Source organism: Lactobacillus laiwuensis (genome assembly GCF_019972835.1).
Taxonomy (GTDB): Bacteria; Bacillota; Bacilli; order Lactobacillales; family Lactobacillaceae; genus Lactobacillus; species Lactobacillus laiwuensis.
The window spans coordinates 90955-116276 of record NZ_BPPB01000006.1 but is presented as its reverse complement, the minus strand read 5'-3'; the positions used below and the strand labels follow the sequence as shown (position 1 = coordinate 116276).

General features: G+C 34.9%; 24 protein-coding genes, 1 tRNA gene, 1 pseudogene and 1 other annotated feature. Of the genes and pseudogenes, 4 read left to right on the top strand and 22 right to left on the bottom strand.

Annotated features, from left to right (window positions below; all coding sequences use genetic code 11):
* Window positions 1–104: 104 nt before the first annotated feature.
* The 3 genes from galU to map all read right to left on the bottom strand — a co-directional run bounded on the left by galU (window position 105) and on the right by map (window position 2808).
* Window positions 105–992: a UTP--glucose-1-phosphate uridylyltransferase GalU gene (galU, locus tag LDM92_RS06340; protein WP_223902488.1), complete on the bottom strand. Its 888-nt coding sequence runs from the start codon at window positions 990–992 to the stop codon at window positions 105–107.
* A 65-nt stretch (window positions 993–1057) separates the two neighbouring features.
* Window positions 1058–1975 (bottom strand): YihY/virulence factor BrkB family protein, encoded by a 918-nt coding sequence (locus LDM92_RS06335; protein ID WP_223902487.1) that lies wholly within the window; start codon window positions 1973–1975, stop codon window positions 1058–1060.
* Window positions 1976–1980: 5 nt separating this feature from the next.
* Window positions 1981–2808: a type I methionyl aminopeptidase gene (gene map / locus LDM92_RS06330; RefSeq protein WP_223902486.1), complete on the bottom strand. Its 828-nt coding sequence runs from the start codon at window positions 2806–2808 to the stop codon at window positions 1981–1983.
* Window positions 2809–2944: 136 nt separating this feature from the next.
* On the opposite strand from map, the gene LDM92_RS06325 reads away from it, so the two are divergent.
* Window positions 2945–3391 carry a flavodoxin gene (locus LDM92_RS06325; protein ID WP_223902485.1) on the top strand — a complete coding sequence of 149 codons (447 nt, stop codon included), beginning with the start codon at window positions 2945–2947 and terminating at the stop codon, window positions 3389–3391.
* Window positions 3384–3914 carry a GtrA family protein gene (locus LDM92_RS06320; RefSeq protein WP_373868651.1) on the top strand — a complete coding sequence of 177 codons (531 nt, stop codon included), beginning with the start codon at window positions 3384–3386 and terminating at the stop codon, window positions 3912–3914. Before LDM92_RS06325 ends, LDM92_RS06320 begins: the two co-directional genes overlap by 8 nt.
* Before the next feature lie 53 nt (window positions 3915–3967).
* On the opposite strand, the gene wecB is transcribed toward LDM92_RS06320, so the two are convergent.
* Window positions 3968–5110, bottom strand: coding sequence for a non-hydrolyzing UDP-N-acetylglucosamine 2-epimerase (wecB, locus tag LDM92_RS06315; RefSeq protein ID WP_223902484.1), 1143 nt, complete (start codon window positions 5108–5110; stop codon window positions 3968–3970).
* Window positions 5111–5520: 410 nt separating this feature from the next.
* Between wecB and LDM92_RS06310 the strand changes: the two genes are divergently transcribed.
* Window positions 5521–5757, top strand: a complete 237-nt coding sequence (locus tag LDM92_RS06310; RefSeq protein ID WP_223902483.1) for a DUF2188 domain-containing protein — start codon at window positions 5521–5523, stop codon at window positions 5755–5757.
* A gap of 169 nt (window positions 5758–5926) precedes the next feature.
* Here LDM92_RS06310 and LDM92_RS06305 read toward each other — a convergent pair whose 3' ends face one another.
* The 10 genes from LDM92_RS06305 to LDM92_RS06260 all read right to left on the bottom strand — a co-directional run bounded on the left by LDM92_RS06305 (window position 5927) and on the right by LDM92_RS06260 (window position 16924).
* Window positions 5927–6367: a hypothetical protein gene (locus LDM92_RS06305; RefSeq protein ID WP_223902482.1), complete on the bottom strand. Its 441-nt coding sequence runs from the start codon at window positions 6365–6367 to the stop codon at window positions 5927–5929.
* A 143-nt stretch (window positions 6368–6510) separates the two neighbouring features.
* Window positions 6511–6583, bottom strand: a tRNA-Arg gene (locus LDM92_RS06300).
* A gap of 53 nt (window positions 6584–6636) precedes the next feature.
* Window positions 6637–7965 carry a PTS sugar transporter subunit IIC gene (locus LDM92_RS06295; protein WP_223902481.1) on the bottom strand — a complete coding sequence of 443 codons (1329 nt, stop codon included), beginning with the start codon at window positions 7963–7965 and terminating at the stop codon, window positions 6637–6639.
* Entirely contained in the window at window positions 7962–9197 is a 1236-nt protein-coding gene (locus tag LDM92_RS06290; protein ID WP_223902569.1) for a DEAD/DEAH box helicase, read from the bottom strand. The genes LDM92_RS06295 and LDM92_RS06290 overlap by 4 nt, the downstream gene beginning before the upstream one ends.
* The gene (locus LDM92_RS06285) at window positions 9194–9901 is read right to left on the bottom strand and encodes a GH25 family lysozyme (RefSeq protein WP_223902480.1); all 708 of its coding nucleotides are present in this window, start codon (window positions 9899–9901) and stop codon (window positions 9194–9196) included. Before LDM92_RS06285 ends, LDM92_RS06290 begins: the two co-directional genes overlap by 4 nt.
* 125 nt (window positions 9902–10026) lie before the next feature.
* A complete protein-coding gene (locus LDM92_RS06280; protein WP_223902479.1) occupies window positions 10027–11028 on the bottom strand; it encodes a D-2-hydroxyacid dehydrogenase in 1002 nt (333 codons plus the stop codon).
* 163 nt (window positions 11029–11191) lie between these two features.
* Window positions 11192–11563, bottom strand: a complete 372-nt coding sequence (locus tag LDM92_RS06275) for a pyridoxamine 5'-phosphate oxidase family protein (protein ID WP_223902478.1) — start codon at window positions 11561–11563, stop codon at window positions 11192–11194.
* 94 nt (window positions 11564–11657) lie between these two features.
* Window positions 11658–12842, bottom strand: a complete 1185-nt coding sequence (locus tag LDM92_RS06270) for a metal-dependent hydrolase family protein (RefSeq protein WP_223902477.1) — start codon at window positions 12840–12842, stop codon at window positions 11658–11660.
* Between the two features lie 49 nt (window positions 12843–12891).
* Window positions 12892–13130: a binding site (T-box leader), on the bottom strand.
* Between the two features lie 1048 nt (window positions 13131–14178).
* A complete protein-coding gene (locus LDM92_RS06265; protein ID WP_223902476.1) occupies window positions 14179–16221 on the bottom strand; it encodes a glucose PTS transporter subunit IIA in 2043 nt (680 codons plus the stop codon).
* A gap of 1 nt (window position 16222) precedes the next feature.
* On the bottom strand, window positions 16223–16924 hold the full coding sequence (locus LDM92_RS06260) for an N-acetylmannosamine-6-phosphate 2-epimerase (protein WP_034977286.1): 702 nt from the start codon (window positions 16922–16924) through the stop codon (window positions 16223–16225).
* 139 nt (window positions 16925–17063) lie between these two features.
* Here LDM92_RS06260 and LDM92_RS06255 point away from each other — a divergent pair, with 139 nt between their 5' ends.
* On the top strand, window positions 17064–17885 hold the full coding sequence (locus LDM92_RS06255; protein WP_223902475.1) for a MurR/RpiR family transcriptional regulator: 822 nt from the start codon (window positions 17064–17066) through the stop codon (window positions 17883–17885).
* 70 nt (window positions 17886–17955) lie between these two features.
* Here LDM92_RS06255 and LDM92_RS06250 read toward each other — a convergent pair whose 3' ends face one another.
* From LDM92_RS06250 to LDM92_RS06220, 8 genes and pseudogenes are all read right to left on the bottom strand, one after another.
* Window positions 17956–18441, bottom strand: coding sequence for a prolyl-tRNA synthetase associated domain-containing protein (locus LDM92_RS06250; protein ID WP_223902474.1), 486 nt, complete (start codon window positions 18439–18441; stop codon window positions 17956–17958).
* A gap of 41 nt (window positions 18442–18482) precedes the next feature.
* Window positions 18483–18593: pseudogene (locus LDM92_RS09960) on the bottom strand (type II toxin-antitoxin system mRNA interferase toxin, RelE/StbE family); the annotation flags it as partial.
* A gap of 186 nt (window positions 18594–18779) precedes the next feature.
* Window positions 18780–19085: a type II toxin-antitoxin system RelB/DinJ family antitoxin gene (locus LDM92_RS06245; protein ID WP_223902473.1), complete on the bottom strand. Its 306-nt coding sequence runs from the start codon at window positions 19083–19085 to the stop codon at window positions 18780–18782.
* Between the two features lie 54 nt (window positions 19086–19139).
* Window positions 19140–20024 (bottom strand): restriction endonuclease, encoded by an 885-nt coding sequence (locus LDM92_RS06240; RefSeq protein WP_223902472.1) that lies wholly within the window; start codon window positions 20022–20024, stop codon window positions 19140–19142.
* Between the two features lie 42 nt (window positions 20025–20066).
* Window positions 20067–20756, bottom strand: coding sequence for an abortive infection family protein (locus LDM92_RS06235; RefSeq protein WP_223902471.1), 690 nt, complete (start codon window positions 20754–20756; stop codon window positions 20067–20069).
* A gap of 3 nt (window positions 20757–20759) precedes the next feature.
* Window positions 20760–20990, bottom strand: a complete 231-nt coding sequence (locus tag LDM92_RS06230) for a hypothetical protein (protein ID WP_223902470.1) — start codon at window positions 20988–20990, stop codon at window positions 20760–20762.
* Between the two features lie 49 nt (window positions 20991–21039).
* The gene (locus LDM92_RS06225; RefSeq protein WP_223902469.1) at window positions 21040–24057 is read right to left on the bottom strand and encodes a type I restriction endonuclease subunit R, EcoR124 family; all 3018 of its coding nucleotides are present in this window, start codon (window positions 24055–24057) and stop codon (window positions 21040–21042) included.
* An 18-nt stretch (window positions 24058–24075) separates the two neighbouring features.
* Window positions 24076–25317: a restriction endonuclease subunit S gene (locus LDM92_RS06220; RefSeq protein ID WP_223902468.1), complete on the bottom strand. Its 1242-nt coding sequence runs from the start codon at window positions 25315–25317 to the stop codon at window positions 24076–24078.
* Window positions 25318–25322 lie beyond the last annotated feature (5 nt).

Below are 25322 nucleotides of genomic sequence, written 5' to 3'. Positions count from 1 at the left end.
CTCGAAGACAATAATTAGTTCGACATTAAGAAAAATTTTACATAAAAAAAGAAACCATTAAATCCTGGTTTCTTTAATTGCAAAATTTATTTATTTGTTAATTGTTAATTTTGTTTTTCTAGCTTTTTTCCTAAATCAATGATGTACTTACGCAATGCATCCTTAGTTTCCGGATGTTTTAAGCCATATTCAATTGAAGTTTCCAAGTAACTTTCTTTATTGCCGACATCGTGACGAGTCCCCTTAAAGACATGCGCTAGAACGCGTTGCGTTTTATTCATGGTATCAATCGCATCAGTTAATTGAATTTCTCCACCTTTATCTGGTTTTTGCTCAGCCAAAATTGGAAAAATTTCAGGAGTTAAAAGATACCGACCAATAATGGCATAATCACTCGGAGCCTTGTCGACCTCTGGTTTTTCAACAAAAGATTTAACGTTTATTAAGCCAGGCGCAATTTCACTGTCTGGTTCAATTATGCCATATTTATAAACTTCTTTATGTGGCACTGGCATAACGGCAATTGTTGAAGAATTCGTTTCGTTATAGCGGTCAATCAATTGCTTGGTTAACGGTACTTTGTCCATCATCAAGTCGTCGCCAAGCATAACAACAAATGGTTCATCCCCAATAAAACTACGTCCACGGGCAATCGCATCCCCTAAACCGGCTGGATAGGGCTGACGAGTATAATAAATATTAATTCCCAGGTGAGTAATTTCCTGCGACATTTTTAGCAGAACAGTCTTACCTTTTTCCTGCAGATTTTGTTCAAGTTCAGGATTGGAGTCAAAATGATCTTCAATCGAGCGCTTATTTTTACCAGTGATAATCAAAATGTCTTCAATACCAGATTTTTTGGCTTCTTCAACAATAAATTGAATAGTTGGTTTGTCGACAATCGGCAACATTTCCTTGGGCATTGCCTTAGTTACCGGCATAAACCTAGTACCAAGACCAGCAGCAGGAATAATTGCTTTTCTTACTTTCATAACTTTTACGCTTTCTTTAAAATCACAAAACTAATATACCAAAATAAAATTGAATATGCCAATTTTTATTGACTACGCTTTCTTTGGATATATTCAGCTAAGCGCCCCACTGAATAATGTACTTCTCCATAATTCATTGTCACTATCGCAGCATTTACACATGTGCCGAGTAAAAGGAGAATTGAGGAAATATTCAACCATAGCATGAAAATAATAAAAGTACCGATAATGCCATAGTTTTCCCAGCTAATACGAAAATGGTGCAGATAGAAACTAAAAAGCCAGGAAAGAATAATCCAGCCGAATAAGGTAGTGAAAACACCTGGCCAGATAACTTTTTTCTTTAATCTGATGTTGGGTAAAAAATAATTGACATAATACAGTGAACCTATCATTGTAATAATAATTACTGGGTAACGATAACTAAAAATTTTTTCAATTTCACCGACAGAAAAGGAGAAAATTGGGCGTAGAAATTCGAGTACTTGCTGACCAAAAATCAAAGTTAAATTAAGTAAAGCAAATACTATGATCATGAGGTTGGTCAACATAATCGTAATAGATCTTGTCCAGACAGTGACCTGCCATTTTTGCTTTAATTCTTGAGCACGAACACCATAGATGCGATTCATACCAATTCTAATAGCATTGACTAACGAAGAAACTGACCATAATGCCAATACGATACCAAATGAAATATACCCACTTGATTTGCTTTTCAATAGTGAGTTAATTATCGGCATAATAAATTTAGCAATTTTATCTGGAAAAATTAATTTTAAATAACTGGCAATCGGTTCAGTATTAATATTAAATAACGGCAAAATATTTCCGATAATAATAATTAACGGAAATATCGAAAACAAAACGTAGTAGGCAATCGCAATGGCGCTGGTTAAAACTTCACCTTGAGTAAATTTCAGGGAAACAGTTTTATAAAATAAAAAAGAGCGTTTCCTGACTGCCTCAGCTTTTCTACCCATGCAATTTAGTCATCCATTTCGTCAAAATGTGGTAAGTACTTTTCATAGCCATCATATGGTTTTTGCAACGTTAAAATTTTAGGACCGTCCTTAGTAATTGCAAAGGTATGTTCAAATTGTGCGGATTTTGAGCCGTCCGGTGTAGCGTAAAAGACCCAATCATCATTAGGATCAGACACGCTTTTTTCTACAATGCGCCAGTCCCCGCCGGCTTCGACCATTGGTTCACAGGTAATAGTCATTCCTTCGCGCAATCTTAGTCCGTGTCCTGCCTTACCCCAATGTGGCACTTCCGGGTCTTCATGAATACTTGGCTGGATACCATGACCGACTAATTCTTTAACGTCACCATAATGATGCTCATCTTCTACAAAATGTTGTATTGCGGCTCCGATGTCCCCAATACGATTGCCTAAAACAGCCTGATCAATACCTAAGTACATGGCTTTTTTAGTTGTATCCATCAAATCCTGATCAGCTTGAGAAATTTCACCTACTGGGTAAGTAGTACAAGAATCTGTTTCAAAGCCATTGAGATTGCAAGTCACATCAACTTTAACCAAATCGCCTTCCTTTAAAACTGTATCCTTGCGCGGCGTAGCATGAGCAATCTGATCATTAACAGAAATACATGTCCCATATTTATAACCCTCAAAGCCTTGTTCTGACAATCGACCACCACGACTTTTGACAAAATCTTGACAAAATTCTTCAATAGTCCAAGTAGTAATTCCAGGCTTAATCACGTCTTGCAGGCCTTCAAACATTGATGCTAATAATCGTCCTGAAGCCTGCATACCCTTTAGTTCTCTAATGGATTTAATTGTAATCAAATTTAAATTCTCCTCTATTAAATGATGTTTGATTACATTATAGCGTTTTTTAAAAGTTTACTAAAGAATTTCATTAATTACGCAAAATTAGGTATAATGTTTTGATGAATTAGTTTTTGTGAAAGGTATGAATTTAATGAAAGCTAAAATAGTCTATGCAAGTATGACTGGCAACGATGCAGATATGGCAGATATTCTGGAAGAAGATTTACAGGATTTAGGCTTTGACGTTGAAACGAGCGAAGCTGAATTTACTGACGCCAGTGATTACTTATCAAGTGATTTGTGCATCTTTATTACTTATACCTATGGCGAAGGCACTATGACCGACGACATTGCCGACTTTTATGATCAACTAAAAGACTTAGACTTAAGTGGGAAATATTTTGCTGTATTAGGTAGCGGCGACATGATGTATGCCGATCATTTTTGTGAAAATGTCTTTGATTTTGAAAAAATGTTTAAGCAAGTTGGAGCAAAAGAAGTGACTAAACCAGTTACAATTGAAAATGCACCAAACGATAACGATATAGATGCGATTGATAATGCAGCTAAGGAAATGGCTGATCAGTTAAATGGTTAAGAAAAAGAAAATAGATTCACAAAAATTTGACTCAATGTCTGATCCTAAAATCCACCACTTAGCGCAAAAAGTAGTCAAAAGACATCGCAATTTATTTGTCTACATGATCTTTGGCTTTATAGCAGCCCTAATCAACACAGTGGTTTTTATGGTTTTACATAAATGGTGGCATAGCGTTGTTTTAGTATCGAATACAATTGCATTTATTGTTTCTAACCTCGCCTCCTTTGTATTTAATCAAAAGGCTGTTTTTATCAATAATGTTGATGAGGAACATTCAACTTGGCAAAAGCTGATTGTCTTTTTTACCTATAGGATCATTAGTCTTATCCCTGACAGTCTAATTATGCTGGTTGGGCTGTCTTGGCTTCATTTAGATGCCTTGTTAGTAAAAATTGTTGATCAAATTTTAGTTGGTATTTTTAATTACCTCACTACGAGATCAGTTTTTCAAGCTCAAGAAACTACCATGATTGCTCGAGCAAAAGAAAAAATTAAGTCACGTAAAGAAAAAAAGCGATAAATAAAAGCCAAGAAAATTTTTCTTGGCTTTTTGTATGACAAAATTTAGACTATTCATTTAAAATCAGCTGGTTTTTCACCCTTATTTTGAGCAAAATAGTAAGCAATATCATCCATTATTCTTTCTGATGCATGACCATCACCATAAGGATTCTTGGCGTTGGCCATTTGGTCATACACTTTCTTATTATCAAGTAATTCCAGCATCGCATTTCTAACGTTATCAACTTGCGTTCCCACTAATTTGAGTGTCCCAGCTTTAACACCTTCCGGCCTTTCCGTAGTATCTCTTAAAACTAGGACTGGCTTGTTTAAAGCAGGGGCTTCTTCTTGAACTCCTCCAGAATCTGTCATAATGAAGTAGCTTAATTTGGCTAAGTTATGAAAATCAACCACATCTAAAGGGGCAATCAAATGAATTCGCGAGTCATTACCTAAAATTTCGTGAGCAACTTTTTGGACACTTGGTGATAAATGCACAGGATAAATAATTTCAACATCATCATGGTTGTCTACGACCTGCTTCATCACCTTAAAAACCCGTCTCATAGGTTCTCCCTGATTTTCCCGCCTGTGCATGGTCACAAGTATTATCTTGCTTCCGGGTTTAATCAGATCTAAAACCTCATGGTGGTAATCACTTTGAACAGTTTCTTCCAAGGCATCAATAGCTGTATTACCAGTGATAAAAATATTATCAGAATTGTGGTTTTCTTTAATCAAGTTTTGCTTGCTAACCACAGTTGGTGCAAAATAAAGATCAGTTAAATCATCAGTCATTTGCCTGTTCATTTCTTCAGGAAAAGGTGAATACTTATTCCAGGTTCTAAGGCCTGCTTCAACGTGACCTAAAGGACATTTATTATAAAAGCTAGCTAAACCAGCAGCAAAACTGGTAGTTGTATCTCCATGGACCAAAACAATATCTGGTTTAACTTCTTTTAAGACTTTTGTCATGTCGATTAATACTTTAGCCGTGACACCCTCCAAAGTTTGGTTTTTCTTCATGATATTAAAGTCGTATTCCGGGTTGATTTTAAATATATTAAGAACTTGATCAAGCATCTCTCGATGTTGCGCTGTAACCACCGTAACTTCTTCAAATCGATTATCTTTTTTTAATCTCTGTACCAAAGGAGACATCTTTATCGCTTCCGGTCTGGTACCAAAAACAGTCATTACCCTAATTTTGCTCATAATTTCCTCCATTTTATTAATATATTAGTAAATTAGCTGCAAAAAAACAAGTTAATTATGGTTTAATAACTATGTGAATAACAAAAGTTGGTGAAGAAATGTATCATGGATTTAAATTATTACTAATTACAGGCCTGTTAATAGTTTTAGCAGCTTTTTGTTTTGTCTTTAGTTTTGATAGAAGAAAGACAGTCAAATGCAGAAAAATTTTACTGGGAATAGCAGTAATTTTATTCATATTAATTATCTTCTTAGTTATTCGTATTTTAGAATCGCCTTTATATTAAAAATATAGTCAGCAAATGCACTAGATCAGTAACTGCACAAATAATTACTTTATAAAAGTGTTTATTCTTTCACTTTATATATTTATTCGCTGTATAATGATTTTGAAAAGAGGTGAATAAATTATGGGTAAAGCAGAAGTAACTAAAAACGTTTGGGTCACTACTCACGGCGATAAATGGGCTGTTAAAATTGCTGGTAGCGACAAAATCTCTAAATCTTTTGACCGTAAGCCTGATGCTTTAGAATACGCAAAGAGGTTGGCACAAAAGGAAAAGACCGAACTAATTAGTCAAAAAAGAAATGGACGTATAAATCTTAAAAATTCGTATGGTCATGACAGTCCCAAAGCCTCAGGTTAATATATATCGATACATTGTTGTTAATAATATTTTCATATCTTTTATTTATTCTGACATTTTAATTAATCTATATTTCTCAAACTAAAATATAAACTTTATTTTATTCATATTTACATAAATAACAAATCTTTCAAATTCTGGTCTGATTATCTTCTTGATAGTCAGACTTTTATTTGTCCACAATTATTTTTACCCCTAAAATATCTGAACTATCAATACTATCTTCTTTTTTGTTACCAACAAATGTGTAGTTTGGCTTTGCTGCATTTTTGATTAAAACATTCGTTACCACAAAAGTTTTAATTGCACCATCTTTAAGTTTAAATGCAGCTTTTTTACCTTTTAAGACAAATTTTAATTCAAAGTATGTCATTTGATGTATAGCCAAAGAAAAATTGGCACTGCCTGGAACTGCATCAACCACTTGAGAGATAAAAACATCATCTTTTGGATCATCAGCCATAAAAATCATTTCAGGTTGGTCATCATCTTTGTCCTCAATTTCATTAACAAAAATTGTTCTTTTAGTACCATCTTTTAATTCAAAAGTTACATTACGAGCCCGAAAATTAGCTAAAACTTCGGGTAAAGACATTTTGTGTGGATTCATTTTTAAAAATTCTAATTAAACTAAAAAAGCCAATCTCGTTTAAAATAGGTTAGTTAAGACAAAATTGTCCTGCTACAAAAGATTAGCAACTATTTCTAATAAATTTAAATGCTACCAAATTTGCATTTAAATTAAACATTATATGACCCCGGTGAGATTCGAACTCACCTCTACGGTTTAGGAGACCATTGTTCTATCCAGATAAACTACAGGGTCGCAATAGATTAACTTTACCAAATTTGAGTGATAAAAGCCAATTTTTTTAGTAACTAATATTGACGAGTAAAATATGGTTGTGGCGCGTTAGAATCAGCAATTTTATCTGCCGCAAAAACAAAGGGTGTCCAGATGGCTAAAGCAATGAGCATGTTGACAATTGACAATACGATAGCACGCCAATCATAATTGCAAGCTAGAAATGGTCCGATGATTGGTGGCACAACGGCAGGAACTGCTACTTGGACAGGATTAACTAAATTCATCATGCTGACGCCGTATGAAAAGGCCACATTGACTAAAGGAGCAACAACAAATGGAATAAAATAAACCGGATTGAGAACTACAGGCAAGCCAAAAATAATCGGTTCATTGATATTAAAAATTCCGGGTGCAAGTGCAACTTTAGCAATTGTTCGGTAGTCACTCCGTTTGGAAAACAGCAGTATGGCCACAATCAGCATCAACGTGCCACCTGCTCCTCCGAACCAGGCAAATGCGTCAAATGATCCGCGAACCCAGATAAAAGGTGCTTCTCTTCCTGCACGGGCAGCTGTGACATTAACATTCTGGGCAGTTAGCCAAATTGAATCTAAAATTGGAGCCCAGACACTTAAACCGTTAAAACCAAAAAAGCTGAAAATTTGGACTAATATGGTCACAAGCATTACCATGCCGAAGCCTTGACCTAATTTTACTAAAGGAGTTTGAATCGAATTGAGCAGCCAGTTGCCAAAAAAAGTGCCCGTGATTGTCTGAAAGACAAAATTAATCATACCAATACAAAATATCGCGATAATTGCAGGAATGAGTGAATCAAATGCCATTTGCTCCGCGTATGGTAAATTAGCAGAAAGATGGAGCTTGATTCTCGCCCTAAAACAAAGCGCAAAGATAGTAACACCGATTGAGCCGAATAAAATCGCAGTAAAAATGCCAGTGGTTGAAAATTGTGAAATATTAAAAGCTTTGTGAATAGAGATGATTTTGCCGTTAACTTTAAGCTTAGTTAAATTGGCGATGCTCATGGCTAAAGATGATAAAGAAACAATTGCTCCAGCAACAGGATCAACTTCCATGCTTTTAGCCAAATGATAGCCTAGAGACATTGACAAAAAGAGGGCAAATAAAGCAAAAGTACCACGCCAAACTACATTACATACTAATGAGAGCGGCTGCATTGCCCAAGCAAAAGTGTGCCAGCCCAATTCGGTCTTGGCTGCAGCAATCAGGCTTTTGACCAATACAGCGAGGGAACCGGCAATAGTAATCGGCATCACGGAAACAAATGCATCCCTTAGAGCCACAAGCCAGTGAGTTTGCCCTATCTTGTTAGCTAAAGGCAAAATATAGTCTTCAAGCCAAGTAACTAATCGACTCATTTTTGCTCCTTTCTCTTCAAGTAATGGGGATGATAGCCCTTGTTTTTATTCTTATGCTTTTTATGTTTTTTGCTTGACCCACTAACCTTCTTTTCTTCAGCTGCGTCCTGTTTCTTACTTTCCTTTTTGCGCGGCATTTTAGTAGTCAAATGAAATCCTGCAAAAAATACACGTTCAATTTTAACACTCTGTTCAAGCAGCTTTTTAAGATCGCGCAGATCATGATCATCCCCTAAAGTTACCACAAATCCCTTGGCACCCATTCTACCAGTTCTTCCAGCACGATGCATGTAGGTGTTAACTTCACTAGGGATGTCGTAGTTTACCACATATGTTACACCAGCAATGTCTAAACCACGGGCAGCCAAGTCGGTTGCTAGGAGCAATTTGATTCTACCAACTTTAAAATTATTGAGAGCTGCCTCTCTTTTCTGCTTGCCGAAGTCATTAGCTAAAATACCAAATTTAGTCTTAGTATGTGCCAAAATACCGGCAAAGCGCATCATTGTTTGATTTGAATCAAAAAACAGAATGCCTTTAAAACCATCAAGGCGCATCAAGCGCTGAATAAAATCAATTTTATGGGCATTATCTATTTGTAAAAAATAATTTTTAACAGTTGATTTCTGTTCTGGTCGGACATCAATCGTGATAAATTTGCGGGCAAAAATATCTTCTGCCTGTTTGGTTATCTCAGATTCAGTAGCACCAAAAAGCAAGATCTGCGCATCAGCTGTCATATTTTGTCCTAAAGAACTTAATAATTCCATTTTATTAAATTCTAAAACGTCATCCGCCTCATCTATTACCAGAGTTCTTATTTGATTAACTTTGATGCGATTAGCTGAAAAGAAATCAAAAAATCTTCCGGGAGTGGCAACGACAATTTCAGGATGTTTCTTTTTTAAATTATCTTCTTGACGTTTGCGATTACCAGCTCCAACAAGTGTAATTCCCGTTAAAGCAAGAGCATGAATAAAAGGGTTAATGGCATGGCGAATCTGCACCGCTAATTCTGTTGTTGGTGCAATAATAACTAAACTATTGGGTTTGCCTTTTTCTACTTTTTCCAATGAAGGTAGCGCATAAGCCAAGGTTTTCCCCGTTCCTGTTTTGGCAAGTGCAATACAACTTGCACTATTTAAAATTGGAGTGCGCGTTTCCTGCTGAATTAAAGTTGGTTCAGCCATTTTTAATTTTGTTAAAACTGCTTGAATTTCTTGTTTCATTATTGTGTTAATTGTCCGTATTTCTCCTTGTACTGGGTAACTGTACCATTGTATGTCAGCATAACTACCCCACTTTCTAGATTTCTCACGGACTTTACCCGTCCGTCATTGTTATAGCGCCAGAATGAATATTGCATTTTGTTCGGGGCTTTTTTGCCACCAGTAATGAACTGCACACCATGGGGAAAATATTTTTTATATTTAACAGCAACATCTACCATGACTCGCTTATTTAATCCTTGAAGCATGCCAGCAAATTGAGCCATTTGTTTAATATATGTTAAATCATAGCTATCAATAGCTGGTTCTATCCAAATTGGTAAACTACCGGTGTCAGTGCCCACCTTTTTCAAAAAATACTGATAGTGCTGCAATGGTGTTGATTCATTGCTGTAGGCAACAATAGTACCAAAAGCCAATTTAGTTCCTAATATTTGATCACGATATGACAGATAATCATCGTCAAAGTATGAGCGTCCCTGTGTACTTCTCAAATAGACAAATGAAATACCATTAGCCTGTAGTTCATGTAAATCAACATAACCATAATCCTGATTTAATTCGACGCCAATTGCACTTGAATTACCGTTTGGTGGCAATGTCGTCTGGTTATGCATATTGGCTATACCAGTAATAAGAAGGCCAATTGCAACAGCTAGTAAGATTAGAATTGCAGGTAGAGTAAACTTATGATGAAACCTTTTCATCTTTTTCTCCGTTTATTTTTTCTACACCTGTTCATTATAGCAATTTTTCCACTACAGTTGCTAACTACAATCTTAGCAATAAAAAAAGTGATCGACCATAAAGTCGATCACTTAATAAGCAGTAACTATTCTTCAACTAAATATATTGGTTTTTGACCGTTTAATACTCGTTTAACATCAGTCATACTGTGTTCAATCATATTTTTAACAGAGGTCTTGGTGTAATATGCGGAGTGCGGCGTAAAGACCACATTAGGCATTTTGGCTAATTCCTGATACTCAACTGGTAATTCGGAAATATCCTTAAATTTTTTCATAACAATTGCCTCTTCACCTGTCATCACATCCAGAGAAGCACCAGCAATTTCTTTGTTCTTCAATGCATCAATCAAGTCTTGAGTGTTAACCAATGGGCCTCTAGCTGCATTAATCAGATATGCGGTGTTCTTCATTTCTTTAAATTGCTTGGCACTAATCATGTTTTCCATTGAAGGCTCAAGAGGTGTATGCAACGTCAAGATGTCTGCATTTTTAACTACGGTATCAAAATCGGTATATTCCAAAAATGCCTCGTTGGCAGGATTTTCAACCAAGTCATAACCGAGTACCTTGGCTCCTAACGCATGAAACATTTCTGCAACGCAAGAACCAATACGACCAACACCAATAATACCAACTGTTTGGTTATAGATTTCATCACTCATCAAATCTTCAGACCGAACAAAATTGAGGTGCTCTCTTTCATTATCTAAAATAGGACCCCACTTTCTCAACAAGTACATTGCAGAAGTCAAAGTGTTCTCCGCCACTGCACGTGGAGAATATGCCGGTGTGTTCGTTACAATCATATGATACTTGTGCACAAAATCAAAATTAACAATGTTATACCCAACAGACCTTAAAGCTATTTGCTTAATTCCATATGAGCTCAGTTTACGATAGACCTCTTCCTCATCTATGTCAAAGACCTGCAAAACGCTGACAACATCATAGCCTTGCGCCATCTCAACAGTCTTAGCATCAAGCTTGTCTTCAGTTGAAACCAAATCATCTTCAGGATGATCTTTATTCCACTTGTCAGCATAAACCTGTTGCTCCGGGGTCATATTGTAAAGTAAAGCTTTCATTATTAATCCTCCTTTTTTGGATAAAAAATTTATATCTCTTATTGTATCTAAAATTAGAATAAAATTAAAGATAAATTTTAAAAAATAATAATTAATAATTTAAGCCTAATCATATGAAAGCTAATAAGACTCTCAGATTTGCACATTATTTTAAAGTGCTAAATTAAATTTTTTGTTCAATTTGGTTGATATTAACCTGTAAAACCTCTCTTAACCAGGGAAAACGTGCCTGCATTTCAGAGAATTCTGGTCCTTCTGCCAAAAATTTTCCAGTTCCTTTAACATGAAAGCCAGCTCCTGGACCAGCTGTACCCTCTACTTTTTTAGAACCCATAGTCAAAAGAACATGATTATCTTGGGCAAAATCATTCTCAATACTGTGCATTCCCGCTGCAGGGATATAAAGGCAATTATTTGCCTCGTCGACTTTTACATACGACATCCACGTATTTACCACACTGGCTGGGTTGGCATTAATAGTAACAATGGTGACTGGTCCTTCATCATTCATGACATCTAAAAACTTCTGATTCATTTTTGTCCTCCTAAAAAATAAAAGAAGCTGCTTTTCTAGTAGCTTCTTTTATTATGGAACACTTGTTCGAATTTGCAAAATCATTTGCTTTTATTTAGTAAGCTCTCTTACCCTTTTTATAAACTGCCTTATCTTTTTGCACAACCGCACTAATTTTCTCTAGCGGATTTTCATTAAGTACCAAAAAGTCTGCGTACTTACCCTCTTCTAGCGAACCATATTCGTCAGCAATTTTAAGTAGTTTGGCGGAATTATAGCTGGTTTCCAAAGCTTCAAAATTAGTAAAGCCTTGTTCTACTAGTAAAGGCAATTCTTCAGGAGTCATCGTGAAGTCATTAAATGGTGTGCCGGCATCAGTGCCCAAAGTAATTTTGACACCAGCATTTTTAGCTTTAGTAATGTTGCCGCGCAAATCTTTCCAAGCAGCCGCAATTTTATTCATTTCCCAGTCTGGAATTTTACCCGGTGCATATTCGATAAATGCCCAAGCTCCAACTATCGTTGGCGTCAAATATGTTCCTTTTTCAATCATCAGCTTAATTTCTTCATCATTAACGTAGAAGCCGTGCTCAATGCTATCAACGCCGGCCTTAATCGCATTCAAAATTCCTGGGTTGCCTTCAGCGTGCGCTGCCACAGTCAAACCTTTATGGTGAGCTTCTTCAACAGCAACATGCATCTCAGCTTCGCTTAATTGAGGGTCATCAAGAGAATCATTCTCAGTCATAACTCCACCTGTTGCCATAACCTTAATTGCCTTGGCACCAGCTTTAATTCCTTGACGAACAGCCTTACGCATCTCATCAGGTGAATCAACCAGTACACCAAAGTTAGGCAAATCACCGTGTCCACCAGTCATAGAAAACGGGTGTCCTGCGGGCACAATTTCTGGTACCTTAGTCAATTTGTTTTTCTTAATTAAATTATTAAGAGCAATATCTATATTATATGTACTCCCACATTCGCGAATATAGGTAACACCTGATTTCAATAAATCATGCAAATGTTTTACTGCACGAACCGTAGAAGATACCACATCAGATTCACTACCACCATCGGGGGTTAAGGGATCCATAATAATATGTGTATGGCAATTGATTAGACCAGGAATCACATATTTATTGTATAAATCGACTGTTTTATCAGCTTGTGGCGCAGTACCTGCAACAATTTCCGTAATCTTACCACACTCGTCATCAACCACCAACGTGGTATTAGATTGAATTTTATCATCAATTCCGTTAAATAAATTAACGTTAGTATAAGCAGTTTTAGTCATCTAAAAAACCTCCAAATTTTTGTATAAAAAAAGCACTCATCCTTTTCTTCTTAAGGACGAGTGCTCGCGTTACCACCTTTTATTCATTTATTACTCACGTAATAAACCTCATTAACTATCAAACAATAGCTTGCAAAAATAACGGATGCAACTCCGCCACTGGCTAATTATCACCAATGGACATCAATTAGAAGCCCATGTTCACTACTTACTGCTAACTGATTTTCACCAAATATCAGCTCTCTTTATCAGCAACAAAATAGTTACTCTGCTTTGCAAGATGTTGTTTATTTAATTGACTTTTAATCTATCATTATTTATTAATTATGTCAACACCATGAAGTAAAAATGAAGAATCGGCAGTTCACTTGGGGGTATAGCATTAACTACTGGGCTAAGAATGGTAAAAAGATTTTTATCATCTTAGTCCTACTTTTCTGATGCTTATAAAATAGTAATTTTGTTTAACCTGACGATATTGCTTTTTTAAGTTTATGCTAGGTAAAATTTTAGTAACAGGTAATCGATAACCTTTTTGATGCCACACCTCCAATTACGACTTAAAATTAGTTGTGATTACCACTGCTTTTAGTCGTTTAGTCAGAATGCTAATAATTAATCTATCCCTACTCATATGCGTTTTTTCTACTAGTTTGTAACTAGTATTAGCTTAAGTGATCAACTAACAATCCTTTTTCCTGAAAGATGTAAAAGGCAAGAGCCTCAACTTTTTGCTTTAATCATCCGCTATTTTATTTCAACGTTGATGAGATATTAGCAAATTCACATAAAAAATAATCAGATAAAATTTATCGTAATTTAATGATTAAATGAATATTAATTATTCTAACTAAAACAATAGTTGATTGAGAAATTAGATTTATACACAAGAAAGAAAGATACTTATTTAACAATGATGTAATTGTTTAATTAAAGTCACGGTTAAACTAATAACTATATTTTTAACATCAGATTCGTTACCATTATAGGCTGCGTTCAGGTCTTAATTTCTTGATGCTTTTAAAAGCAATATCCTAATCCTGACCAGAGATTAACGGCAACGAAAAAGATTCTACAATGAAAGCTAATATAATTTAACCAATTATATTTATAAATAAAAATATTTACCTTTTGTTAATAATTTAGTGGTATTTATTTAGTTAATATATACAAACAAATAGCTGTATGGTTTATCAACAAAATAGCTTTTAATTTACATTATTTTTAAATACTCCAACTTGAGAAATATATCTTTTTAATTCTGGCTAAAATAAAATCACAATCAACAAACGACCAAACTTTTGCTAACCAATATCATCTTATCTACCAATTTTATTTATTTGATTAAAGCATGATAAACATCATCTTGAGCGTGAATCTCATCGCCTGTTTTAGCATCATCACCTGCTTGTATAACATGATCTACTGCATTTGTAATTACTGTAATAATTGTTGGCTTTTTACCACTTGCTTTAATTTGCTCAAGATCCACTTCAGCCAACTCAGTTTTTGGAGAAACTTTCTCTCCTTCTTCGACTTTAATAGTAAATGGTTTGCCTGCCAGATCAACAGTATCGATTCCCATATGTAATAATACTTCCAGTCCCTCTTTCGTTTTAAGTCCAATTGCATGCTTGGTCTTAAAAATTGAAACAACTTCACCTTCTACTGGACTAAAAACATGTTGATCACTTGGTTCAATTGCAAAACCTTCACCCATCATTTTTTTAGAAAAGACTTCATCATCAACATCAACTAAAGATTTAAATTTACCGTTAACGGGTGCATTAAACTCAATTGTCATTTTATTATTTTCAGCATCTTGGCTAGTTGTGGTCTCATTTATTTTTTCAGGATGAGCTAGCAAATCATTTATTTCTTGACTATAAAGATCGGCTTTCCCACCAAAAATAATTTGTAGTCCACCAGCGACTTTTAAAACACCCGGAGAACCTAATTTTTTAAATACAGATTCAATAACTTGACTGTTATCGTTAAGTGAAATTCTTAATCTGGTAGCGCAAGCAGAAATAGTATTTATATTTTCAGCCCCACCTAAAGCAGCAATAATTTGCTCGGACTCTGTATGCAGACTGGTGGCATTTCCTTTTTGATCATTTTTTTCAACGTCATCATCTACTTCAGTTTGCATTCCTGGAATATTGACGTGGAATTTTTTAATACAAAAAGTGAAAACAAAGAAGTAGAGGAAAAACCAAATAACCCCAATAATTAATACATTAGGCCAGTTTGTTTTATCTTTTCCTTGCAAAACTCCAAACAACAGATAATCTATTAATCCACCAGAAAATGAATTACCAATTCTGATGTTCATAATATCTGCAAGATAGAATGAGCAACCATCAAGAAATGAATGAATTAAATATAACCAAGGAGCTACAAATAGAAATGAATATTCTAAAGGCTCGGTAATACCTGTAAGAAAAGAAGTAAGACCACCTGAAAGATACAATCCACCATCTTTTTTCCTGTTAACTTTTGGCAGACAAAGGTACATTGCTAAAGCAGCTCCAGGCAAGCCAAACATCATGGTTGCAAAACGTCCAGCAAAAAAACGAGTACCATAAGTGAATAAACCATGGAAATTTGGATCAGCTAATTGGGCAAAGAAAATGTTTTGCGCTCCGACAACGGTTTTTCCTGCTACTTCTGCTGTGCCACCGAGTGCCGTATACCAGAACATCGGATAAATAGTATGATGTAAACCGACGGCTCCAGTTAGCCGTAATAAAAATCCGTACAGGAAACTACCAAAACTGCCCATTGCAGCAATTGCATGTCCAGCAGTAGTCAGCCAACCTTGAATTGGGGGCCAGATTAAGTAAAATATTGCACCGATAACTATAGCAGCAATTGCAGAAATAATTGGTACGAATCTTGATCCGCCAAAAAAGCCTAAAAATTGTGGCAATTGAATTTTACGGTAATGATTATGCAAGTATGCAACAACGGAACCTATTACGATCGCACCTAAAACACCGGTGTCAATTGTATTTTTAGGGTTAAACAATTGTAGCAAACCAGAAATTGTCGCAGTATATACAAGATAAGCTACACCACCTGCTAAACCGGCAGTACCCTTATCACCTTTAGCTAAGCCTACTGCCAATCCAATTGAAAAGATTAAAGCCAAGTTACTAAAAACTGCATTACCAGCAAAATTCATTATTTTTAATGTATTTTGTAACCAAACTTGATTTAAAACTGGAAAAGCTGAAACAGCCGCATCATTTGTTAGAGCTCCGCCAAGTCCTAACAATAAACCGGCAACCGGCAAAATAGCAATTGGCAACATGAAAGCTCGTCCTAATTGGGAAAACCACTGACCAATTGCAGTGAATCTCTTATTTTTAGTCATTTTATTCTCTCCCTTTTTTAAATACTGAAGTGAACGTCCTAGCAATTTGCAGAGGTCTGGTAATAGCACCACCAACTACGATTCCAAGCGGATTAAGGTCTATTACCTTTTTTAATTCAGCTGGAGTATGAATTTTACCCTCTGCAATTAGTGGCAGATCAGCATCCACAATTTTTTTAATTAATTGAAAATCTGGTCCAGACTTGTTTTCACTTTCAGCTGTATAACCAGCCAAGGTAGTACCAACAAAATCTACGCCACATTCATAAGCATTCTGTGCTTCTTCAAAATTTGATATATCAGCCATCATTAACTGATGCGGATATTTCAATTTAACTTCTTTGATAAATTGATTAATGGTTTGTCCATCATGCCGAGGACGTAAAGTGCAGTCAAAAGCTATAACATCAACCTTGGTTTCAACTAATTCATCTACTTCTTTCATCGTTGGTGTAATGTACGGCTCTTCAGGGGGATAGTCCTTTTTAATGATTCCGATTATAGGTAAACTAACCGTAGCTTGAATTTCTTTAATATCACGGACTGAATTTGCACGTATACCTACCGCACCTGCTTCTTCAGCAGCCTTCGCCATAAGAGGCATTATCCCTCCTTTTTCAGTATACAAAGGTTCTCCGGGTAAAGCCTGGCAAGAAACAATCAATCCCTTATGGATCTTATTAATGAACTTTTCTTTTTCCATGTGTATTTTTACTCCATTAATATTATTTTTTGAAGTTTTACTTCATAAAGTATGATATTATTTTTTGACGGGAAATGCAATCGTTTTCTTGAAAAAGGATGATATAATTTACTCATTAGCGAAAGAGGCTTTTTAAGAAATGAATTTTATCCAATTATTTAATGAGAACAAAAAAGAGTTGACCAAATCTGAAGTAAAATTAGCTAATTACATTGCTAGTCACGCAGAACAAGTAATTTACGATACGATAAAATCATTGGCTATAGCTTCTGACACAAGCGACGCTACCATTATTCGCCTTTGCAAGAAACTTGGCTTTTCAGGCTTTTCTAAACTAAAAATTTATTTAGCACAAGAATCAATTTCGCAGAATAAATTGGCTGCCACTAGTGGGGATAGTAACTTTTATATTGAAAGTGCAAACTTATTAATCGATTCAATCAACAAAACTAAAAGTTTGTTATTTCCCCAAAATTTACTTAAAGCGGTTAAGATACTGGCTAAAGCCAAGCGGGTCTATTTATTTGGCCTAGGGCATTCCGGAGAGTCAGCAAAAGATTTTGCTAAAACATGGTTAAGGATAGGTCTAATAGCGCATGCCGAAGTTGATCCACACATTCAAGTACAAATTAGTTCATTACTAACAAAAAAAGATGTTGTTATTGGCCTATCTCTTTCGGGTCATACCAAAGATACATATGACTCTTTAAAACTAGCTAAAAAGAACGGTGCAAAAATCATTACCATTTCTAATGAATTGAGCTCACCCATAGCAAATTTAGGCGATGTTCAATTACAAACAGCAGTGGGAGAATTTATAAATATTGGTTCTGTAGCTGGCCAAGTTTCTCAACTTTATCTGTGCGATGTGTTAGCACGCGGGTACGAAATTTATACTAAAATTGATAGCAATTCCATCAAGGAAAAAGTCCTACCAGAAATATTAAAAAAAGAAATTTAATAGTTGATATAAAAAAAGATGGTAAACCTATTTTTAGATTTACCATCTTTTATAATATTCAGAATAAAAGTTACATCTTTACTACCCTAACAGGATTACCCAAACCTTTTATGACTTTAAGCAAGTCTTGCGGATCTAGCCAAATAGTAGCTGTATTGTCGTTGGGATGAACGGCAATTCTCGGCTGTTGACTAAAGTATGAGTCAAGGTAAAACGATATTTGATGCTCAGAATCATTTAACAGTCCTAAAGGTGTGACGGAGCCAGGTTCTAGGCCTAATTTTTCTTTTAAATCTTTTGGCGAAGCAAAGCTAAGCCTGCGTGTGCCATTTTCTTCACGAAATTGTTGTAAGTTGACTCTTTTATCGCCCTTAATCGTCAAAAGATAGTAGTTTCGTTTTTTATCATCCCTCACAAACAGGTTTTTAGCATCAGCTTCAGGATGTGGCAGTTCAATCTGCTCCATTTCTGCCATATTATAAACAGCTGGATGCTCCACTATTTCATATTTAATTCCAAGTTGATCTAAGTAATGTAATGTCTCGTCTTTGTTCATTTGGCGTTATTTTCTTAAAAGATGCTATTTTTAATCTTACTTCATAACTTACCAGTAGAAAGTTCCTTATGATTGGTGATAGTTACCATACTTAAACGTTTTTTGGCATCCACCTGATAATAAATTACTAGTAAATCATTAAGAACATGAAATTCGTGGTATTCACTCTAGAGTTTTTTCAAAACTTTATGAACAGTATATTTTTTCAATAGCTAGGAGTTCAAAAACATACCTAGTTATCATCCTTGCATCTATTGTATCAACAGTAGATTGATTAAAAATACTTTGTAAATTATCCATTCTTTTTACAAAAGATTTTTCAAAACGCACTTCGTATTTTAATTTTCTGTCCACCGCTTTTTCCAATCATCTAGATTATCTACTTTAATACTACTATCCTTAATCAATCCTAACTCTTCAGCTTTAGCTATTACCATAGCCCTTTCAACTTCGAAAGGTAAATTTGTATCTGATGTATTATCCTCTTTACGATTTACAGGATAACTAAATCCTTTATCATGGTTAAACTGAGAGATAAGCATTTTAACTGCCGTAGCAACCGTCAAGCCGATTTGCTTGGCATTGTCATCTAATTCTTGCTTTTCTTTCTTATCTAATCTAATTCCAAATTGTATAGTCGACATAGTATCACCTTATCTGTAAAGCAATAACAATAAATTAGTTAACGTAAAGGTTGTTTAATCTTTTTCTGTATAAAATGGCTTTAACTTATATGTGGTCACAGGTTCTACGTAATAATTGTACTTTGCCACCAGGTCACAGATTTCGTCACCATTAATCAAAGTGATAATTCTTGTCCCTTCACGTGCTGTCTTAATTGCACCGCGAGTAAAATCAGAATTAGTAATAAAAATGCCAAACTCTGCGTTATATTTATCCATTGCTCCGCGAAACTTGTCTATTTCTGGCGCAGAAACATTGGTTTGCCAGCGTTTTGCCTGCAATGCCACTCTGGTAGTACGATAATCGTTTGAGCGAACATAGCCAAAACCATCAAGGCCACCATCGGCAACATAGTTAACGCCAATCGTCTTATCAACGTCAATCCCCATTTTGGTAAGCAAACCGCGACAAAAAAATTCAAATTTTTTCGGACTCATTTTCATCAGGGCATCTAGCAAATCTTGTCTCCACTGGTCTTCCTCTGTGACTTCATCCGTAGTATCTTTAGCAGAATCAATTTCAGCCAAGCTCTTTTTCTTCAATTCCTGAGAATTATTATCTTCCAAAAAGGGACGAACATCCTTTTCAGGATTAAAAATATCGAGATCAACTTTACGACCTTTTTCAGATAATTCTACTTGATGATCATCTTCAGTTAAAAAACCAGTTCTTACTAAATACATAACTGCATAATTAAACGTATAGTCAAAAGGTTTATATTTATTACCAGTTTTTTTAGACACCTTAATTTCATTCACTTCTTTTTCAGAAATTGCAGTGGAATTGTCACGAATATCTGAACAAATTTCACGCCTTGTTACCTGACCACCCAAACGACGCATTGCAATCAGAATTTCTTTCATAGTTAGATTCTCAATATTAATTTGTCGATTAGCCATTCACTTTATCTCCATTTTTTAAATATAAATTTTTATATGAAATTATTTTCTCTTACTTATATTTTTTGCCGATACTGACAAAATAAAATCTGCCATAGTTAAAGCAGCGTTTAAAGCAAGACGCGCATGGTGTTCTTCAACTTTTATTCTTTTTCTTCCCAAACCATGAGCATCGCTTTCTTTGTTTCTCATTTCTGCTATCGCATCAACGATATTTTCTAGACCGGAAAGTAATTCATTTATTCTCTTATCAACATCTTTGCCTGTACTCATTGAATAAGCTAATTTAACTTGTCCATACAGTTTCTTAATATTTCCCTTTCTTGAAGGTTGAATCCCATCTACTTCAAGAACATACATAAATACCTCTTCAAGAAGAGTTCTTGCTTGAGTTAAAACACTATCAAAGTTGCCTTGCCTTAAATTTTCATTTGCTTTACTTTGAACCTCTTTAATGTATGTTCTGTCAATCTTTTGGATATATTTGCTCTTTATTTCAAACAGGTCAGATTTTAAAAACACATTATTATTTTTAATAATTAATTTATCCCCAGTATAATCAATGAAGTTATTAATTTTTTTAATAGCTAGAGTTGTTGCTTTTTGATAATACTCTTCGAACATTTCAACGGACAAGTCAGAAATATTTTTACACATGCTAAAATTAGTTTTACTAAACAAATAGCTCAAAATTTCCTGTGTCTTATTTTTATATTTTGCCTTTTCAAACATCTCTTACATGTATGACCAGCGAGAGAATATATCATATTCAATTGGACTTCCAAACTTTTCGGATAAGCTACAAATATCTGGACCAGATAAATATGGCATATGAATCTCTACTTTCTTAAGTTGTCCATTATGTATTTTATCCTCACTAATTAAATTATCTAAGCAAGCATCTCCATCCAAAATTTCAATAATTGGCTTTTTCATTAAAAAATCATATTTACTTTTTTGCAACATGTCTCACGACTTTCGGGATATCACATTTACAAATAATAACTATCAATTTTTACTCTTCAGATTCTAAAGGTTTAATCTTTGTATTGTAAACTACCTTAACCTTTTCGCGTACCTCAGTCTTCCAGCTAAGCCAATTCTTTAATTTACTATCAGGATGAGTCTCTTTGAACCTATCAAAATATCTTTTACTTACCAAATCTCCCATACCTTTATGATTAATTTCATCAGGCTGGTAATTATTAACAACATAATTCAAATTGCCATAATCAAGACCAAAATCGTCCGCAAGTTGACTTAAAATCTTTTTATTTTCCTGTTTGATAGAGTTTTCTAATACATCTTCAACTTTTTGATCAGAATATTTTTGAGGATTAAGTTGAACATCTTGCCAAATCGAACGAATATGGTTCGCACGTGGCTCATTAGTTTTAGCATACTGATCAATGTAGTTACCAACTTGTGAAGTCTCACTTTGATCTTTAGACTTTTGTGCAACATTTACTTGTTGGCTTTGCTGATTCGCTGTTGAAATATAATCTTGAATGAGTGACATAATATAGCGTTCATCCACTTCTTTAATATGAATAGATTCAAGCTCATAATCTTCATCAAGATCAAGGTCTACTGGGTCGTCATCATTTTTATTTTCTGCTTTTAAATTATCGATAATATTTTTGTATGTACCTTCTAAAGTGTTTTCTATTTCAGATGGGATATCATCAACATTAACTTGTGCAGAAGCTGGAAGTTTGTCCTGCTTATCTAACTCATCATAAGTTTTAATAGCAGCAAGCGCCTGATCATATTTTTGAAAAGCTTCAGCAAACTGTTTCTGTTCTTTTTTAGGGGCATCAATAAGTGTAGTCAATATCTGCGGATTAGCGACATATTTGTCCAGTTTCTTACGTGCTTGTACATAACGCTTCCGTGACGTATTCCAGTCCGGAGCAAGAACGCCATTAGTGCCACCATTCGCATAAAGTGTCAACGCTTTATCTATTTCATCACTATACTGATTAGGATATTGGAAAGTTACTATTTGACCCCATTTTTTGCCATCATCATAAATACGGTTTGTTCTTGAAAAGGCTTGTATGAGGTTTTGGGCATTCATTGGTGGTCTGTCCAAATATAACGTGGATAATCTTGGTGCATCAAATCCAGTCAATAACCGATCAACTACGATCACTATGTCTAGTTGTTGGTCTCGTGTTTGATATGCTTTATTTTTGCATGCTAAACGATCATTGACATTGCGATTATAACTAGGAATATCAGTCATAGAAAGCTGGGTACTAAACATTTTATTGTAGTCATCCAATGACTGTTTCATTTCTGCTTGGTTAACCATTGATTCATCTTCGTTTTGAGAGATTGAATACGTAATAGCTATGCGGGGAAAATCCGGTGCCACTTTTTGAATACGATTAGGCACTTCACCGTTGGCAATTGCCTCTTTAAACAAGTGATAGTATTTCTGCGCTTGTTTAATAGAAGATGTTGAAAAAAGTGCAGAATACCTGTGGCCATTGCTAAGACCTTGCTTACGATAAGCTAAAGCTAAAATTTGCTTGACCACTGCCTTCATGTGAGCATCTGTGAGATAAATATCATCATTATCTGTTTGATTTGAATTTCCTTCGTTATCGATTTTAAAGCCAAGTACTTTTTTATCATGAATTGCATCTTCAATCGTATATTTGTGTAAAATTGGACCATAAAGTTGCTCAGTGGTACGAGCATCTTGTCCGTTTTCAGACCGTGCGTTTTCCGCAAAAATTGGGGTACCGGTAAAGCCATACCATAATGGTTGACGATTAAAAAATCGATCTAGTTCTCTCTTTTGAGTTGGCGTAACTGCTCTATGACATTCATCAACAATAAAAGCTAAGCGTAAATCTTTCAACTTTTCATACTTTTTAGCAATTTCAGGTGAATTTTCCATTCGTTTGAATATCGTTTGCAGTTTCTGTCTGGTAGTCACAACCACATTGCGGTTACCATCACCCAATTTCTTAGCCAATTCAAAACTATTCGCGGTTTCCTTCACATCAATCGTGTCATTATTTGCATAAGTTTGAAATGCTGAAACAGTTTGCATATCCAAATCTTTGCGATCTATTAGAAAAATTGTCTTATCAATAGCTGGAATTTGTAATAAGTTACGAGCGACTTTATATGAAGTCAGGGTTTTACCTGAACCAGTAGCGTGCCAAATAAAGCCAGACTTTCCTTCACGTGATGCTTCGAAAATTGCTTGTATTGCTTGAATTTGATATGGACGCAGCAGAATGATTCTCTGAGCATTGTCATCTAAAACAGTATAGTCAGCAATCATGTGATGTGCCATCGGAATGGACAGGACTTCATGCGCAAAATCTAAGTAATCATTAACTTGTTGCTTGTCTTGATTAATCCAAGAAATCAAAAAATTAGCACGTAGAGTTTGCCCAGCAGGAATGTACTGAGTATTAGTACCATTGGTAACAACAAACATTTCCACAAAATTATAGATATCACTAAATTTTTCTTCGTCTATATACTTTTGAATTTGACGAAATGCATCCTTAAAGGGAAAGTTAGGTGTCTTCAATTCAATATGAATTAGGGGTAAGCCGTTAATCAAGAGAGTAACATCAAAGCGCCTATCTTGATCAAGCGGTGACAAGCTCGACTTATTGACTTCTACTTGGTGTACCACTTCATAAACGGAAGTTCCACCAGCAATATTGGTGTTATCTAAAATCAACAAATCGGCATCTGGTAAAGAAGAATCATCACGTTTTAAGTGATACCTAACTTGTCTGTTAGCACCAGCCAAGAATTTGGCAGCTTGGTAAAAATTAGGCTGAGTTATTTGCGTACGAATGGTTTCCTTTTCATTTTGTGTTAGTGGAACATCATGAAGCTGATCGCGGTTATTGTCTTCAAGAATCTGAAAAAAGTTAGCCCATAATTGCGGAATTGTTTTTAAATCTTCACGTAAACGCCATTGATTAATACCTTGAGTTAATTGCTCAATTAAAGTTTTTTCCATTTGGGCTTCTTTAACTTTGGTTACTGCCATCCTTATCTCCTTTCCCTGTTATTCAACAAACATATTTTGTAAAAGACACTTTTTAACTTGTTGAAAATTTTGTAATTTCTTATTTTCTAATTCGATTAATTGATCAACTTTAGATAGCAGGTTGCCAATTTTTTGTTGCTCTTCATACATACTTGGAATAGAAAAAGTAAACGAATCAATTTCTTTAGAGGAGATATTAGGCTGTGCCCCCTGAACAAGTACTCTATCCATTTGTCTTAAAAATAAATTGGATTTTATTAATTGAGTAACAAATTTATAAGAGAAGTTATTTTTATGTTGAAACATACCTACCCGCTGATTCTGGTAGTATTTTTCACATGTTCCCTTAACTAAGGCACTTTTCCCTGTAGTGGCACCAGACATTGCTATGATACAGTCTCCATTTTTTAATGTATATTCTATATCGTTTTTCATCTCATCATAATACACATACTCTCCCCCTGTTTTACCTTCGGTTAGAATATTACTTATTCTTATAATCGGAACTCCTTTTTCCTTAAATTTAAAGCCTTGAAAAGCAAATCCACTTCTTAAAGGTGCTATTTCCATAATGTTATTTTTTAGCCAATTTTTATTGAACCCTTGAAATCTTAGTTCAGGTATTTTGGCATCATGCTTAGGAAATAGCGTTTGTAACAAAGCCTTTTTTAGCAGCTCCAACTTGTCAATCTTTTGCTGCTGCAAATCAAGTAGCTTGTCTAACTTAGTGAAAAAATCACCTATTTTTTGTTGTTCAAAACTATTTTTTGGTAATACAACCTCTGTTGTTAAAAAATAATTTTTTGTGATTCCTTTTATAGAAGTCCCTTGTTTTGTACCTAATCGTCTAGAATAATTTAAAACGTAATATAATAAATAGAGAACAAACTTCTTATTATATATAATTTCAGAAATTGAAATAAAATCCTGGCTAGTTGTATATTTATATGGTATAAGTACAAGCTTTCCAACTCCTACCCTCGTAACGATAGCTATGGAGTCTTTTGACACCAGTTTTGTCGAAGATTCATCTATAGCTTTATAAGTGATCCTTTTTTTTATACTTATTTTTAAGACATTATTCAATATTAGATCAGAGCTTTGAAACCAAGGAATCGAACCTGACCAGTAACTTTTATTTTTTTTTGAAGGTGTTCCGCCACCTGTAAACTTATTTCCTAAATTGCTAACCTTAATTTTTACCCAATAATTTTCAAATGATTTAAATCTAATATTTGGTACAGCTTTATTTTCATTCATTTTTC